The organism is Streptomyces sp. ST2-7A (genome assembly GCF_021390475.1).
Lineage (GTDB): Bacteria > Actinomycetota > Actinomycetes > Streptomycetales > Streptomycetaceae > Streptomyces.
The window spans coordinates 1-14,695 of sequence record NZ_JAJUWS010000070.1 but is presented as its reverse complement, the minus strand read 5'-3'; the positions used below and the strand labels follow the sequence as shown (position 1 = coordinate 14,695).

General features: G+C 71.4%; 12 protein-coding genes. 6 read left to right on the top strand and 6 right to left on the bottom strand.

Translation table 11 applies throughout. From position 1 onward, the window contains the following. Positions 1-63: 63 nt before the first annotated feature. Positions 64-1,533: a non-reducing end alpha-L-arabinofuranosidase family hydrolase gene (locus LZF96_RS25845; protein ID WP_233877219.1), complete on the bottom strand. Its 1,470-nt coding sequence runs from the start codon at positions 1,531-1,533 to the stop codon at positions 64-66. A gap of 1,133 nt (positions 1,534-2,666) precedes the next feature. On the opposite strand from LZF96_RS25845, the gene LZF96_RS25840 reads away from it, so the two are divergent. Both LZF96_RS25840 and LZF96_RS25835 read left to right on the top strand, forming a co-directional pair. Further along, positions 2,667-4,094 carry an endo-1,4-beta-xylanase gene (locus LZF96_RS25840; RefSeq protein WP_233877217.1) on the top strand — a complete coding sequence of 476 codons (1,428 nt, stop codon included), beginning with the start codon at positions 2,667-2,669 and terminating at the stop codon, positions 4,092-4,094. Positions 4,095-4,194: 100 nt separating this feature from the next. Continuing rightward, positions 4,195-5,517 carry an RICIN domain-containing protein gene (locus LZF96_RS25835; RefSeq protein WP_233877221.1) on the top strand — a complete coding sequence of 441 codons (1,323 nt, stop codon included), beginning with the start codon at positions 4,195-4,197 and terminating at the stop codon, positions 5,515-5,517. A gap of 428 nt (positions 5,518-5,945) precedes the next feature. Here the strand turns inward: LZF96_RS25835 and LZF96_RS25830 are convergent, their stop codons facing one another. The 3 genes from LZF96_RS25830 to LZF96_RS25820 form a co-directional block, all read right to left on the bottom strand. Beyond that, positions 5,946-6,473, bottom strand: a complete 528-nt coding sequence (locus LZF96_RS25830) for a flavoprotein (RefSeq protein WP_233877215.1) — start codon at positions 6,471-6,473, stop codon at positions 5,946-5,948. 1,210 nt (positions 6,474-7,683) lie between these two features. Beyond that, a complete protein-coding gene (locus LZF96_RS25825; RefSeq protein WP_233877213.1) occupies positions 7,684-8,256 on the bottom strand; it encodes a YbaK/EbsC family protein in 573 nt (190 codons plus the stop codon). 212 nt (positions 8,257-8,468) lie between these two features. Continuing rightward, on the bottom strand, positions 8,469-9,398 hold the full coding sequence (locus tag LZF96_RS25820; protein ID WP_233877210.1) for a LysR family transcriptional regulator ArgP: 930 nt from the start codon (positions 9,396-9,398) through the stop codon (positions 8,469-8,471). A gap of 70 nt (positions 9,399-9,468) precedes the next feature. Between LZF96_RS25820 and LZF96_RS25815 the strand changes: the two genes are divergently transcribed. The 3 genes from LZF96_RS25815 to LZF96_RS25805 all read left to right on the top strand — a co-directional run bounded on the left by LZF96_RS25815 (position 9,469) and on the right by LZF96_RS25805 (position 11,952). Continuing rightward, positions 9,469-10,095: a LysE/ArgO family amino acid transporter gene (locus LZF96_RS25815; protein ID WP_233877208.1), complete on the top strand. Its 627-nt coding sequence runs from the start codon at positions 9,469-9,471 to the stop codon at positions 10,093-10,095. Positions 10,096-10,167: 72 nt separating this feature from the next. Then, entirely contained in the window at positions 10,168-10,518 is a 351-nt protein-coding gene (locus LZF96_RS25810) for a helix-turn-helix transcriptional regulator (RefSeq protein ID WP_233877206.1), read from the top strand. 123 nt (positions 10,519-10,641) lie between these two features. Then, positions 10,642-11,952, top strand: a complete 1,311-nt coding sequence (locus LZF96_RS25805; RefSeq protein WP_233877204.1) for an MFS transporter — start codon at positions 10,642-10,644, stop codon at positions 11,950-11,952. Here LZF96_RS25805 and LZF96_RS25800 read toward each other — a convergent pair. Then, entirely contained in the window at positions 11,937-12,155 is a 219-nt protein-coding gene (locus LZF96_RS25800) for a DNA-binding protein (protein WP_233877202.1), read from the bottom strand. The genes LZF96_RS25805 and LZF96_RS25800 overlap by 16 nt on opposite strands. 679 nt (positions 12,156-12,834) lie before the next feature. Here LZF96_RS25800 and LZF96_RS25795 point away from each other — a divergent pair. Next, a complete protein-coding gene (locus LZF96_RS25795; protein ID WP_233877200.1) occupies positions 12,835-14,196 on the top strand; it encodes an acyltransferase in 1,362 nt (453 codons plus the stop codon). 21 nt (positions 14,197-14,217) lie between these two features. Here the strand turns inward: LZF96_RS25795 and LZF96_RS25790 are convergent. Next, positions 14,218-14,695, bottom strand: a 478-nt coding sequence (locus tag LZF96_RS25790; protein WP_233877198.1) for a substrate-binding domain-containing protein, incomplete at its 5' end; no start/stop codon positions are given.

Below are 14,695 nucleotides of genomic sequence, written 5' to 3'. Positions count from 1 at the left end.
CTCGGCCTTCCGGCCGAGCCCGCCGCGCCGGCTCCATGTCGGAGCCGGACCCGTGTCACGCCGTCAGCGCTGCAGTGTCAGCAGGCCCGGACGGTAGGGGAGGAGGCCGTAGTCGCCGCCGGAGTTGGGACTGCGCCCCTGGTAGAGGAACTGCAGATTGCAGGGGTCGATGGTCATGGTCTGATCGGGGTTGGTGCGGAGCAGTTCACCGTGGCTGATGTCGTTGGTCCAGGTGGCGCCGCTGTTGGCCTTGCCGGCGAAGGGATTGCTCTCGGTCGCGGCCTGGGGTGTCCATGAGCCGTTCAGACTGGTGGCGGTGAACGAGCGGAAGTAGCGGCCCTGCGAGCCGATCGCCTCGACGATCATGAGGTAGCGGTTCTCGCCCTGCACCTTGTAGACCTGCGGGGCTTCGAACAGGTTGTTCGTGCTATCGCTCATGATCACTGTCGAGTTCGCGCCGAAGCTGCTCGGGAAGTTCCCGATCGGCATACTGGCCCGGTAGATCCTGCCGTTGTCACCGGCGAAGAACAGGTACATGTGCGTGTCGTCGGCGATGAGCGCCTGGTCGATGGGGCCGGTCGAGGAGTTGGAGATGCTTCCGGAGAAGAGCTCCTGCTCGGCCGACCAGCCGTTCGGGTTGGTGGGGTCGCTCGAGGTCCGGTAGGAGAAGGAGGTCCTGCCCCACTGGTAGGCGAGCACCCAGATGTTCTTCGGTGCGAAGTAGAAGAGCGTGGGCGCGACGGTGGAAGCGGACATCGCGTTCTGGTTGGCCGAGGCCATCTCCGACCAGTTGCCGAACAGGCTGAAGTTCATCGAACCCCAGCGCGTCCCCGTGTCGTGCGTCGTCGCGTAGACGAGGTGCCGGCCGTTGTAGGGGACGACGGTGAAGTCCTTGAGCGAGACCCACCCCTGCCTGGGCTGCGCCAGCGCGCCCGTTGATGTCCAGCGGTATGTCGAGGGAAGAGCACACGGGCCGCCGGGGTCGCCGCCGCCGACCCGGACGAGCCGCCACTGCTGGTTGGCGCCGCCCCAGTCGTCGTACTGGACGATGTTCGCGTTGTCGGCGGTGGATCCGCCTTGTACTTCGAGGGCCTTGTTGCTGTGGCGCGAAATGAACCTCACGTGGCCGTCCGGGCTGTCGACCAGCCGCCACTGCTGGTTGGTGCCGTTCAGGTCGGCCCACTGGACGATCGAACCGCCGTTCGCGGTGGACCAGTTGTGGATGTCCAGGACCTTGCCGGAGTGGCGGGACTTGATGCGGTAGTAGCCGTTACCGGAGTCGACGAAGTGCCATTGCTGCTGGGCCTGATCGTTCCTGGTCCACTGGGTGATGCGGGCGCCGTCGTTGGTCGCCCGGTTGTGGACGTCCAGGGCCTTGCCGCTGCCGCGGTTGACCAGCACATACGAGGCGTTGGTGTCGACGGTCGCCGCGGCGGCGGGCTGGGCACCGAGGAAGGTGGTCACGAGCAGCAAGGGCGCAAGGATGGCGAGCAGGCGTTTCGGGCGTAGTGGGGACGGACGGTGAAACCACATCAGAGGCCTCCCTTTCTGGGGTCGGGGGTGAGGTGACCCCGATGAACCGCGGAACGACCGCCCGGGGATCGGGGACGGGAGAGATGCGAAGGCGGCCGCGTATGCCGAAGAGTTGGTGCGCTGGACGCTCAGGCCGGAGCACTTCGCCGTGGACCGGGGCGAGAGAGGTCTCCGGCCTTCAAGCGCCCCGGCTGACGACCGGTGGTGACGGCTACCGCCAGCGGGCCGTCACGCCGGCGGATCCACCGGGTGTCCGGGGGTGCCGGCCATGGAGACCTCCGGGGTGGGGGCTGTCAGTTACCGTAATTCTTACGAAACTTCACGGATTCCTTGACGCCACAAGCTAGGAACGTGGGGCCTCCCGGTCAAGGCCTGTCGCCGATCTGTCCATAAACAGCGCCTCTCCTTCGGGCTCGAGCGAGCACGTCCGACCCCGGCCGGTACTCGATCTCGCGCGGTCGGCCGGACCATGGAGCCTGTCGTCTCGGAGTCGCGCGAGCTCGCCGACGTGCTGGTTCGAGCCTTTCGTCGAGGCCCGACCCCACGGCGTCCGCCGACGGCGCCGTGGGCCCGGCGGTTGCCCGTCCGACTCGTGATGATTCCGGAAAGTTTCGGGCAGGAAACGGAAACCTCCTTGGCGAGGGGGTTGACGATCCACCGTCAATCCCTCAGTCTCCTCGTCTGAGGAGGCGATCACGGTTCGAAATTTCGAACCGTGTGCCCCGAACGATCTGTACCGCACGGCAGAACCGCGCACCACAGCACCCGCACCACCCCGTTTCCGATCCGGCGAGGTTCGCACCAGCGCGTCCCGGCTCTCCGCACAGGTGGAGAGGTACGCGACGCCGCGGGGCGGTCCCCCCGGCCGAGCCGCGATGGAGTACCCCCATGCCTCTGTCGAAACCCCGCCACGGCCCCGCGTCCGGTACGCGCGGCCGTGGTTGTCCGCTACGACCCGGCGCCGGTGTCATTCACCGTCCCCGCCGAATCCTCTGCCCTTCGCGCGCCCATGGTGTCCGGTGATCCCGTCATGCCCGGATTCCGGCCCGCCTCGTCCGCCTGCCGCGTGGGAGCGGACGACGCCTTCCGCCGCACTTCAGTCCTTCCGTGATGTCCACCCTGGAGGCACAGTCATGGGCTCGTATGCCATATCCCCACCAGCCGTCCGCCGGAAGTTCCGCGGCCTGCTGACAGCCCTGGTCGTCGGCGTCCTCGGAGTGGTCGGCGCACTGGTCGTGCCGCCGAGCGCACACGCCGCCGAGAGCACGCTCGGCGCCGCGGCGGCGCAGAGCGGTCGTTACTTCGGCGTCGCCATCGCCGCGAACAGGATGAACGACTCGACGTACACGTCGATCGCGAACCGCGAGTTCAACTCGGTCACGGCCGAGAACGAGATGAAGATCGACGCCACCCAACCCCAGCGGGGCCAGTTCAACTTCACCGCCGCCGACCGCGTCTACAACTGGGCGGTGCAGAACGGCAAGCAGGTGCGCGGCCACACCCTGGCCTGGCACTCCCAGCAGCCCGGCTGGATGCAGAACCTCAGCGGCGGCGCGCTGCGCCAGGCGATGATCGACCACATCAACGGCGTGATGAGGCACTACAGGGGCAAGATCGTCGAGTGGGACGTCGTGAACGAGGCCTTCGTCGACGGCGGTTCGGGAGCCCGGCGCGACTCCAACCTGCAGCGCACCGGTAACGACTGGATCGAGGTCGCCTTCCGCACCGCGCGCGCCGCCGACCCGAACGCCAAGCTCTGCTACAACGACTACAACGTCGAGAACTGGAACGCGGCCAAAACCCAGGCCATGTACGCCATGGTCCGGGACTTCAAGCAGCGCGGCGTGCCGATCGACTGCGTCGGCTTCCAGGCGCACTTCAACGAGGGCAACCCCTACAACAGCAACTTCCGCACCACCCTGCAGAGTTTCGCCGCCCTCGGCGTCGACGTGTCCGTCACCGAACTCGACATCCAGGGCGCCTCGCCCACGACCTACGCCAACGTGATCAACGACTGCCTGGCCGTCGCGCGCTGCCTCGGCATCACCGTCTGGGGCGTGCGCGACTCCGACTCCTGGCGATCGCACCACACGCCGCTGCTGTTCAACAACAACGGCAGCAAGAAGCCGGCCTACGACGCGGTCCTCAACGCGCTCAACGGCGGCTCGACCACGCCCCCTCCGGGCGACCAGGGGCAGATCAGGGGCGTCGGTTCGGGTCGCTGCCTGGACGTGCCCAACGCCGCCACCGCCGACGGCACCCGGGTCCACCTGTGGGACTGCCACAACGGCACCAACCAGCGGTGGACGCACACCGCCGCCGGTGAGCTCAGGGTCTACGGCAACAAGTGCCTGGACGCCGGTGGCACCGGCAACGGCGCCATAGTCCAGATCTACAGCTGCTGGGGCGGCGACAACCAGAAGTGGCGCGTGAACTCCAACGGCTCCATCGTCGGCGTCCAGTCCGGCCTATGCCTCGACGCCGCGGGCTCCGGCAACGGCGCCCAGCTCCAGCTCTACTCCTGCTGGAACGGCGACAACCAGCGCTGGAGCGTGACCTGATGGGGCCCGTCGCCGACAAAGGAGTGACCCGATGAAGACCCACGGCAGGGCTCTCCCCGCCCACCCGGGCGGACCTCGATGGTGGTCCCGGTTCACCGCCGTGCTGGCGGCGGTCCTCACGACCGGCCTGCTCACCTCGGTGATGACCGCGCCCGCTCAGGCTCTGCCGGTGTCCGCCGAGGCCGCGGCGGTGGACACGGGCGCCTGGTACGTCCTGGTCAATCGCAACAGCGGCAAGGCGCTGGACGTCGCCGGCGTCTCGGCCGCCGACGGCGCCGCGCTCCAGCAGTGGACGCGCCACGACGGAACCAACCAGCAGTGGCGGTTCGTGGACTCCGGCAACGGCTTCTACCGGCTCAAGGCCCGGCATTCGGACAAGGTTCTCGATGTCGCCAACGCCTCGACCGCCGACGGCGCCGCGCTCCAGCAGTGGGCCGACCACAACGGGGCCAACCAGCAGTTCCGCCTGGTCGACTCCGACGCGGGCCACGTTCGGCTGATCAACCGCAACAGCGGCAAGGCGGTGGAGGTGCAGGGTGCCTCCACCGCCGACGGCGGCGGCGTCGTCCAGTACGCCGACTGGGGCGGCGCCAACCAGCAATGGCAGATGATCAGGCTGTCATCCGGTGGCGAGGGCGGATGCGGCAACGCCCCGGGTCTGAGGAGCGGTACGCACACGATCCAGAGCGGCGGCAAGAGCCGCAGCTTCATCCTCAGGGTCCCCGACAACTACGACAGCAGCCGCCCCTACCGACTGATCTTCGCGTTCCACTGGCGAGGCGGAACCGCCGGCGACGTCGCCTCGGGCGGAACGAGCGGGAACGCCTGGTCCTACTACGGCCAACAGGAACAGTCGAACAACACCGCGATCCTCGTCGCCCCCCAGGGCCTCGACAACGGCTGGGCCAACGCCGGCGGTGAGGACATCACCTTCGTCGACGACATGATCCGGCACATCGAGGCCCGGCTCTGCGTCGACCCGGCACAGCGTTTCGCCACGGGATTCAGCTGGGGCGGCGGCATGAGCTACGCACTCGCATGCTCCCGGGCGAACGACTTCAGGGCCGTCGCGGTCATCGCCGGAGGCCAGATCAGCGGGTGCAGCGGCGGCACCCAACCCATCGCCTACTTCGGAATCCACGGCATCGACGACTCCGTCCTCACCATCGCGCAGGGACGGTCCCTGCGCGACAGATTCGTCGGCAACAACGGCTGCACTCCCCAGAGCCCGCGCGAGCCCGCGCGGGGCAGCCGAACGCACATCACCACCACCTACTCGGGCTGCCGTGCCGGGTACCCGGTCCAGTGGGCCGCGTTCGACGGAGGCCACATACCCGCTCCGGTCGACGGCTCCCCCAACGAAAGCGGCGTCGCCACCTGGACCAAGGCGGAGATCTGGAGGTTCTTCGCACAGTTCCGGTAACACGCCCGGGCAAGGTCCGGCCGGCTGCGGGGCCCTTGCGACTCGGTGAGCCGTGCCCGATGCGTGCCCGTCAGGGCGGTCATTCAGGGCCAACAGCGGTTCTCAACAGCAGGCCGAACTGTCACCGACGGCGACGTTTCAGCAGGTCGGCGACCACAGGCCCGCCAGAAGCTCAGTGATTCCCAAGCGAGGGGGGCGAGTTCGATCCCCGTCGCCCGCTCCAGCCCGAAGGCCCGGGTCACAAACCCGGGCCTTCGGCGTTGTCCGCTCCACCGAGGCCCTGTACGGCCCCGCCCTCCGGGGTTCCGTGGCCCCCGACCAGGCTCCCCGTGGAGCGCTCCCGCATGGCCCGGGACCACGGGCAACGACCGGCAGCGGAAACGCCCCCAGCCGTGGCACCTCTACCGTCGGGGCGTCGGGACATGGGGTCAGGGCAAGGCCGCCAGAGCCCGACCCCGGGGGAAGGCCGCCGCATCGCCGGTGCGCGGTGGGTGCGGCTCGTAGCCGTCCGGGCCGCCGAGAAGGACACGGACGCCCTGTTCGCGCAAGCAGGCCACCGCACGGGACACGGCCGGTTGGGCACCCGGAGCGGTGCTCCAAAACGGCATCGCGACCACCGGCACACCCGGGTGGACACCCTCCGCCGGCAGACCGAGAGAAAGAGTGTCGGTGATACCCGCCGCCCAACGACACGCACTGGTCGTGGTCAACGGCGCGACGAGCATCGCGTCCGCCGGAGGAAGACCACCGGACTCCCCCGGCCGGGTGTAACGCCACCGCACCGGATGCCCCGTCAACTCCTCCAACTCCCCCAACCGACCCTCCCACCACCCCGCCACCGTGGGAGACAGGACCAGACACACATCCCACCCCGCCTCCCGCGCCGCCCGCACACCACGATCCACATACTCCGCCGGACCGGCAGCGGTGGCGATGAGATAGAGCACCCGGGTCACGACCGCAGCCCACAACGCCCCGCCACAACGGTCAAGTCCACACCCGGCGAAGAGGCCAGTTCCATCAGCTCACCAACCAGTCGGGTCACCGCCGGCCGGCGCACCCCCGACAACGCGCCCATTGAGCCCGTGGCGCCGCCCTCGACGAGCGCTACATGGCCCGAACAGGGCTTCATCTTCGAGAGCCACGACCACCCCTGGCGCCCCATCGCCCAGGCGCCGGAAGACACACGACCCGAACGCCCCGCGCCAAGGCCGGAGCAAGGCGACTCAACAGCGGCGCTTCGGAAACCGGTAGAGTCGAAGAACCCACTCAACCTTTCAGATGGAATGCCAGGATCACGCCTTATGTCGGAACCTCTGCTAGTGAGTAAAAACCGGCTCCCCGCGAGATAAAGACGCTGGTCGGCTCCTGTGCTCCCCGCGCCTGCGGGGGTGGTCCCCAACAGGAAGAAGACCCATGCGAAGGAGAACGGGTGCTCCCCGCGCCTGCGGGGGTGTTCCTTACGGCCGACTTCTCGGATGCGGCGGAACAGGGTGGTCCCGGGAGTTCCCCGCCTCCCTCGGGGCGAGCGCCGTGCCCCCTGCGCCTGCGGAGGTGATTTCAGACAGTCATGCAACGTCGTCGCCGGCTTCGTGTGCCCGTCCGGCCACTGAGCCGATGAGCCTGCGTGTCCCGTCCGTGCCCTTCGGAGCGGGCAACGCCTGTCAACAGCGGTGCTCACGAACCCACCATGCCGGGCCGCGAGGAGGACGTTCCCTCGGTTCAGCGCAGGTTTCCGCGCGGAAGCGTCGGTGATTCCCCAGCAAGGGGCGCGAGTTCGATCCCCGTCGCCCGCTCCGGGAAGGGGCCCCGGGGCGAAGCCGCAGGGCACCGAGGAGGCCGGGTGCCGGCGAGGTCGGGCGCGGCAGGCACGTGACCGAGGTGGCCGAGGTGGGCCCGGAGGGTTCGCGCACCGGGGTGCGTCCGCCGGGATCGACGTCGAAAGCCGCCGGGCGGGCGTACCACCGGGGTCCCCCGGCGGGTTCGGCCCCACCGGCGCGTCCGTGACCCGGCTCGGGGCCACCGCTTCGGGGCCACCGTCTCGACGAGCGCGCGCCCGAAGGCGACGACACGCTCCTCTCCCGGGGATGACTGCATGGGCCGGGATTCCGGCACTCCCCCGGTCGGTACGCCGGTGGGGTCCGGCCGGGCGGCGGGCCGGGGCCGTCAGCCCGCGGGGGTGCAGAGGTCCGGGAGCACCTCGGCGCCGGGGAGCAGGGACAGGGCACTGCCGGGCAGGATCAGTTTGCCCCGGCGCCGCCCGCTCCCGATCAGGACGTAGGGGGTCGCGACGACCGACTCGTCGATCAGGAGGGGCCATCCGGTGGGAAGTCCGATCGGGGTGATGCCGCCGTACTCCATGCCGGTCTCCGCCACGGCCGTGTCCATCGGGGCGAACGACGCCTTGCGGGCGCCGAGGTGCTTGCGGACGGCTCTGTTGACGTCGATGCGCGTGTGCGCGAGGCCCAGACACGCGGCGAGGGTGGTCTCCCCGCCGCGTTTGGCGGCCACCACCACGCAGTTCGCGGACGCCTCCGGGGGCGCGTCGTAGGTCTCGCAGAACACCGCCGTGTCGGCCTTGTCCGGGTCGGTGTCCACGTACAGCACGGATTCGGCGGCTTCCCGGGCGTCCCAGTTCCTCAGGGCGTCGGCCACCGGCGCCGGGAGAAGGTCGGTGACCCCCGACGCGGCGTGGACGATGTCGAAGTTCCCGAAGGGAGGACGCGAGGGGCTGTTCATGGGCGGAGTGTAGCGAGGGCCCCGGGGCCGCCACGACGACCGTCCGGCGGGGGGAACGGCGGGGTGAACCGGCGGCGGGAAACTTCCACCGCGCCTCCGGGGATCGTGCCTCGCGGCGCGCGAGCACACGGCACCGGTGGGGGAGCGCGGGGCCCACCCCACGCCCGCATCGGTGGGGACCGTGTTCGCCCCCGAGCGACGCCCGACGGGGCTCATGATCGGCCCGGGGAGTGCCGTGGCGTCGGGGGGGTCAGGAACTCGGCGGCGGTGTCGGCGACCGCGTCGGCCACCAGGGCGAGGGCCGGGACCTCGAGCTTCCACTGCTGCCAGTACAGCGGCACGTCCCAGGGACGTCGCGGAACGAGTCGCGTGAGCGCGCCGGACCGCAGCAGGGGTTCCGCCTGGACCTCCGGCACCAGGCCCCAGCCGAGGCCGGCGGCCACCATCGCGCAGAAGCCCTCGGAGGCGGGGATGTGATTGCGGTGCCGGCTCGCCCCCGATCGCCCCGGCGCCAGGGCGCGGACGAACCGGTCCTGCATCTCGTCGCGGCGGTCGAAGACGACCACCGGCGCGTCCGGGAGGAGGCTCTCCGGCGGACCGTCCGAGAGGTGGCGGGCCACGAACGCGGGACTGGCGACCGCCAGGTAGCGGGCCGATCCGAGCGGCCGGACCGCGCATCCCGCCACCGGCTCCGCCAGGGAGGTCACCGCGGCCATCACCCGCCCCTCGCGCAGCAGCGCGGCGGTGTGCGCCTCGTCCTCCCGGTGCAGTTCGAAGCAGACCCGTCCGTCCCCCGCCACGCGCGTCAGAGCCGGCGGGAACCAGGTCGCCAGGGAGTCCGCGTTCACCGCGATGGACAGCCGGGCCGGGCCGGAGCCGTCCGCGATGCCCAGTTCCCGCCGGGCCTCCTCCTCCAGCGCGGCGAGCCGACGCGCCAGACGCAGGACCACGTGCCCGGACTCGGTCGGCCGGACCGGTTTGGTCCGCATGAGCAGTACCCGTCCGGTGCGCTGCTCCAGTGCCTTCACCCGCTGGCTGACGGCGGAGGGGGTGACGTGCAGGGCCGCCGCCGCCGCGTCGAAGGTGCCCTCGTCGACCACGGCCAGCAGGGTGCGCACCTGGTCATAGGGAAGTTCGCCCATCACGGAAGCTAATGTTACGTAAAAAAGTTCAGCTGTACTCATGGCGTGTTCGGCTCTAGCGTCGGGAGCCGTGAACAGTGGGTTTCTCCCGGCGGCCGCCGCCGGATTCGGTACGGGGCTGTCCCTCATCGTCGCCATCGGCGCGCAGAACGCGTTCGTGCTGCGCCAGGGGGCGCGGGGGCAGGCCGTGTTCCCCGTGGTCGCCCTCTGCGCCGTGTCCGACGCGCTGCTCATCGCGCTCGGGGTGGCCGGGCTCGGCGCGGTGATCACCGCGTGGCCCGCCGCCATGACCGTCGTCGGTCTGGCCGGTGGCACCTTCCTGCTCGGCTACGGCATCCTGGCCGCCCGCAGGGCACTGCGGCCCACCCCCGGGCAGGGGCTGACGACGGACGGCGCCGCGACCGGGTCGGTTCGCACCGCGGTGCTCACCTGCCTGGCCCTGACCTGGTTCAACCCGCACGTCTACCTGGACACGGTGCTGCTGCTCGGTTCGGTCGCCGCCGACCGGGGCCCGCTGCGATGGGTCTTCGGCGTCGGTGCGATGGTGGCCAGCCTGGTGTGGTTCGTCGGCCTCGGTTACGGGGCCCGACTGCTCGGCGGCGTCCTGTCCCGCCCCGGCGCCTGGCGGGTGGTGGACGGCTTCGTCGCCGTGATCATGCTCGCGCTGGGCGTCTCGTTGGTGGTTCGCGCCCTGTGACCGGGGCGGCGGGGAAAGAACAGGGGTCGGCGGAGCCCGGAGGGCGGGGCCCGGCGGCTCTACGATGTCGGTATGACCACGGGCCCGGATTCCGCAACCGCGCATGATGCGCAGGACGACGAGGACCGGCTGGAGGTCGCCGTCTCGGTCCTGGGCCTGCTCGCGGACCGCACGCGCCTGGCCATCGTGCGGCACCTGAGCCGTGGTGAGGCGGATGTGACCACCCTCACCGGGGCGACCGGCGCGGCCCGCCCGGCGGTCAGCCAGCACCTGGCCAAACTTCGCCTGGCCGGCCTGGTCACCACGCGCAAGGAGGGCCGACGGGTGGTCTACGCCCTGCGCCACGGCCATCTGCGACGGCTGGTGGACGAGGCGATGAATGTCGCCGATCACCACGTTCGATCCCTGCCGCCCCACGACTGACGGCCGCGCGGGGAGATCGCGGCGGGATGTCACGGGCCCCCGGAACACATGGGTGCGCACGTGCGCACCCATGAATTAATCTGGGGTGGTCATCGCAGTCGAGCCCACCGGAACGGGACGCCGATGCTCTCGCCCCTGCGCAACCGTGTCTACCGCCACCTGCTGGCCGCCCAGGTCATCGCCCTCGTCGGCACCGGCCTGGCCACCGTCGCCCTCGCCCTGCTCGCCCACGACCTGGCCGGGAACGAGGCCGGCGCCGTGCTCGGTACCGCGCTCGCGATCAAGATGGCCGCCTACGTCTGCTTCGCCCCCCTCGCGGGCGCCCTCGCCGACCGGGTACCCCGCCGGGCGCTGCTGGTCGGCGCGGATCTGCTGCGCGGCGGCGTCGCCCTCGCGCTGCCGTTCGTCACCCACATCTGGCAGATCTACGTCCTGATCCTGCTGCTCCAGGCCGCCTCGGCCGTTTTCACCCCCACCTTCCAGGCCGTCCTCCCCGATGTCCTTCCCGACGAGCGCGACTACACGGTGGCGCTCTCCCTCTCGCGGATCGCCTACGACCTGGAAAGCCTCTTCTCCCCCGCCCTCGCCGCCGCGCTGCTGACCGTCATCTCCTACAACCGGCTTTTCACCGGAACGACGCTCGGATTCCTCGCCTCGGCCGCCCTCGTCGTCTCCGTCGCCCTGCCACGAGCGGCGGCCGTCGGGCCGGCGCGGACCCGTGGCGGGTTCCGCGCCCGGGTGGTGCTCGGCACGCGACTGCTGCTCACCACGGACCGTCTGCGCGCCCTGCCCGCCCTCAACCTGGCCATCGCCGCGTCCGGGGCCATGGTCTTCGTCAACACCGTCGTCATCGTCCGCGACCACTACGACCGCCCCGAGACGGCCGTCTCCCTCGCCCTCGGCGCCTACGGCGCCGGCTCCCTGCTCACCGCCGCCCTGGTGCCCCGTCTCCTGCGTGCCCGCGGCGACCGCGCCGTCATGCTTCCCGCCGCTCTCGGGCTCCCTCCCCTGGCGACCGCGGTCGCCGTGCTCACCGCCGTCTCCCCCCGGGGCTGGACCTGGTGGGGCCTTCTCCTCGTCTGGGCGGCGACCGGCGCGGCCTGCTGCGCGGTGCTCACCCCGGTCGGTCGCCTCATCCGCGGTTCCGTCCCCGGGGAACACCTCCCCGCCGTCTTCGCCGCGCAGTTCTCCCTGTCCCACGCCTGTTGGCTCCTCACCTATCCCCTCGCCGGGTGGCTCGCCGTCCTCGTCGGCCTTCCCCTCACCGCCGTCGTCCTCGCAGTCTCGGCCCTGGCCGCCGCGCTCACCGCCGTGGCCCTGTGGCCCTGTGGCGATACCGGTGCGGGACGGGTGGGGTTCGTAGCCGCCCGGGCCGCCGAGCCCGGCCGGGAAACCCGATCGTCGGGTGCGGGGAGTGTTCAGGAATCCTTGTAGGCGAGGCCCCGGGCGGCCAATGCCTCGCCGAGGATCGCCACCGCCTTGGGGCCGACACCGTGAATGGCGAGCAGCTCTTTCCGGGAATGCCCGGCCACCCGCCCGAGGCTGGTGATGCCGTTGAGCGAGAGTTCGCGTGCGGCGGTCCTGCCGATCTCGTTCGGGAGGTCCCCCACCGGACGTACATCGGGTGTGTCGACCATCGTGTTTCCTTCCGGTCGGTCCGTCGTGGGCAGGAGGTCGGCGGGGATGCGGCTCTTCGGCCCGGTCCCCGGCGCGTCGTCGCCCTGCCCCACTCTCCCGCGAAACCCCGTCGATCGGTCGACGGTGGATCCGGGCGGTGGGTTCGGGTCCGGGGCGGTGGGTCGCGTTCCGTACCGGGTGACCGGATCACTCCGGCGCCCCGGGCTCGTCCCGTGTCGGGGGATACACCCCGGCGGCGGTCGGGAAGGCCGGGTCCACACCGTCGATGAGCCGGTCGCACGGAAGAGAGCGCGGGGTTTCCGCCACGAGCCGGACCCGCTCGGACCGCGGGTATCGCGGCGACGAGCAGGTTTCCCGTTCCGGGCACGAAGCACCGAACGCCGGTGGGGATGGCCGGGGCGAGTGCGATGCGTTCGGCGGGGCTGGGGGAACGATGATGAGGGGTTTCTCCCGTTGATCCGGGTATGTTCACGGGGATTTCGGCTGTCGAGGCGGGATGGCGGGCGGGACCCGCCGGCGCGGTGTCCGGGCCGAGGGCCCGGCTCGGCTCGGGGCGGGGCGGGGCGGGGCGACCGGACCGATCCGTCGGACGCCGCCCCGCGCCGGAGGCGAAGGCGGAGCCGGGGCCGGAGGACTGCCGGGACACGCCCGGTGGGATGAGGACGGAGGGAGCATCGGGTGTTGCGGGGTATCCGCGAGGCGGCCGAGCGCACGCCGCCACAACGGGAGCGGTACGTCGACCTGTTGCGGGCCGTGGCGATCACGGCGGTGGTGCTGGGCCATTGGCTGGTCGTGAACGTGACCTACGACGGCGCCGGCGACCTCGACGGGTACAGCGCCCTGGGCGAGCTGACCTGGAGCCACCCGCTGACCTGGCTCTTCCAGGTCATGCCGCTGTTCTTCCTGGTCGGCGGCTACGCCAACGGCGCCTCGTGGGACTCGCACCGGCGGCGCGGGATCGACGCGGCCGGGTGGCTGCTGACCCGCGGCAACCGGCTGCTGATCCCGACGACGGGGCTGATCGTCCTCGCCGCGGTGGCCGCCCCGGTCGCCCGCCTGGCGGGCGCGGACGAGGACGTGACGGAGACCGGCGTCTGGCTGGTGGCGATCCCGCTGTGGTTCCTCACCGCCTACCTCGCGGTCGTGGTGCTCACCCCGATCCTCCATCCGCTGCACCGGCGCGCCGGGTGGGCGGTGATCGCCGTGCTGGTGGGGGCGGTGGCGGTGACCGACGCGGCCGAGCTGCTCCTCGGGGTGCCCCACGTCACCCTCGTGAACTATCTGCTGGCGTGGTTGGCGGTCCATCAGGTCGGTTTCGCCTGGCGGGACGGGATGCTCGACGACCGTCGGGTGGCGGTGTTCACGGCCGGGGGCGGCCTGGTGGCGTTGGTGCTGCTCACCGTGCCGGGCCCCTATCCGATCAGCATGGTCACCGTCCCCGGCGAGGAGGCTCAGAACACCGCCCCGCCGACGCTCGCCCTGCTCGCGCTCGCGGCCTGCTGGATCGGTGGCGCGCTGCTGCTGCGGGACCGGGCCGCCCGATGGCTGGCGGGGCTCCGACCGTGGACGGTGGTGGTGGCCGTCAACAGCGTCGTGTTGACGGTCTTCCTGTGGCACATGGCCGCGGTGGTGATCGCCGCCGTGGTGCTGTATCCCGCGGGGGTGCTGCCACAGCCGCCGGTGGACTCGGTCGACTGGTTGCTGTGGCGGGTGCCGTGGCTGCTGTGCCTGGCGGTGGTGCTCGCGCCGCTGGTCGCGGTGTTCGGCGGGGTGGAGCGGTACGCCCGGCGGGTGGGCGCCACCCCGTCGCGCGGCGACGACGGCGGGCGGGACCACGACGGGAAAAGCGCGCCCGACGGCGGGACGGTGGCGACGGTCGCCACCTGCCTCGCCCTGGCCGCGGCGATCGCCGGTCTGCTGGGCATCACCACGGCGGGCGCCACCGGGGCGGGACCAACCGGCATCCCCGGCTGGGCCCTGGCGCTGTACCTGGTGGGGGCCGGACGGCTGTGGCTGGTGGCCCTGGTTCGTGCCCGCTGACGCGCCGGGCCGTGCCCGGTGTCAGCGGCGTGGGGCGGGGCCGGTGGACTCCCGGACGACGAGGTGCGAGGGCAGCACCACCCGGTCCGCCGTCCCCTGCCGCCACGAGGGGTCGCGCATCCCCGGGAGCAGATCGACGGCCGGCCTTCCCGCCTCGCCGAACGGCCCGCCGAGGGTGGTCAGCGTGGACGAGCAGAAGTCCGCGCCGAAGATGTCGTCGTAGCCCACCACGCTGATGTCCCGGGGCACCAGGACATCCCGCTCGGCGAAGCGGCGGAGCATCCCGATGGCGAGCAGGTCGTTGTGGGCGATGGCGGCGGTGGCGCCGGAGCCCGGGGCCGCGTCGGCGGCGGCGCTGCCGAGCGCGGCCGGTGGGAAGGGGTCGATGCCGGTCGCCGCCATGCCGAGCGCGGGCCGGCGAGGTGGACGAACGGGCTGCCGGAAGGCCGATGTCCGGCGGGTAGGCCGGGTAGACCGTGACGGTCGCGTCGGTGTGGAC

Coding starts and splice junctions, on each gene's coding strand:
- LZF96_RS25845 (WP_233877219.1), bottom strand. CDS start 1,533: ATGTGGTTTCACCGTCCGTCCCCACTACGCCCGAAACGCCTGCTCGCC.
- LZF96_RS25840 (WP_233877217.1), top strand. CDS start 2,667: ATGGGCTCGTATGCCATATCCCCACCAGCCGTCCGCCGGAAGTTCCGC.
- LZF96_RS25825 (WP_233877213.1), bottom strand. CDS start 8,256: ATGAACAGCCCCTCGCGTCCTCCCTTCGGGAACTTCGACATCGTCCAC.
- LZF96_RS25820 (WP_233877210.1), bottom strand. CDS start 9,398: ATGGGCGAACTTCCCTATGACCAGGTGCGCACCCTGCTGGCCGTGGTC.
- LZF96_RS25810 (WP_233877206.1), top strand. CDS start 10,168: ATGACCACGGGCCCGGATTCCGCAACCGCGCATGATGCGCAGGACGAC.
- LZF96_RS25805 (WP_233877204.1), top strand. CDS start 10,642: ATGCTCTCGCCCCTGCGCAACCGTGTCTACCGCCACCTGCTGGCCGCC.
- LZF96_RS25800 (WP_233877202.1), bottom strand. CDS start 12,155: ATGGTCGACACACCCGATGTACGTCCGGTGGGGGACCTCCCGAACGAG.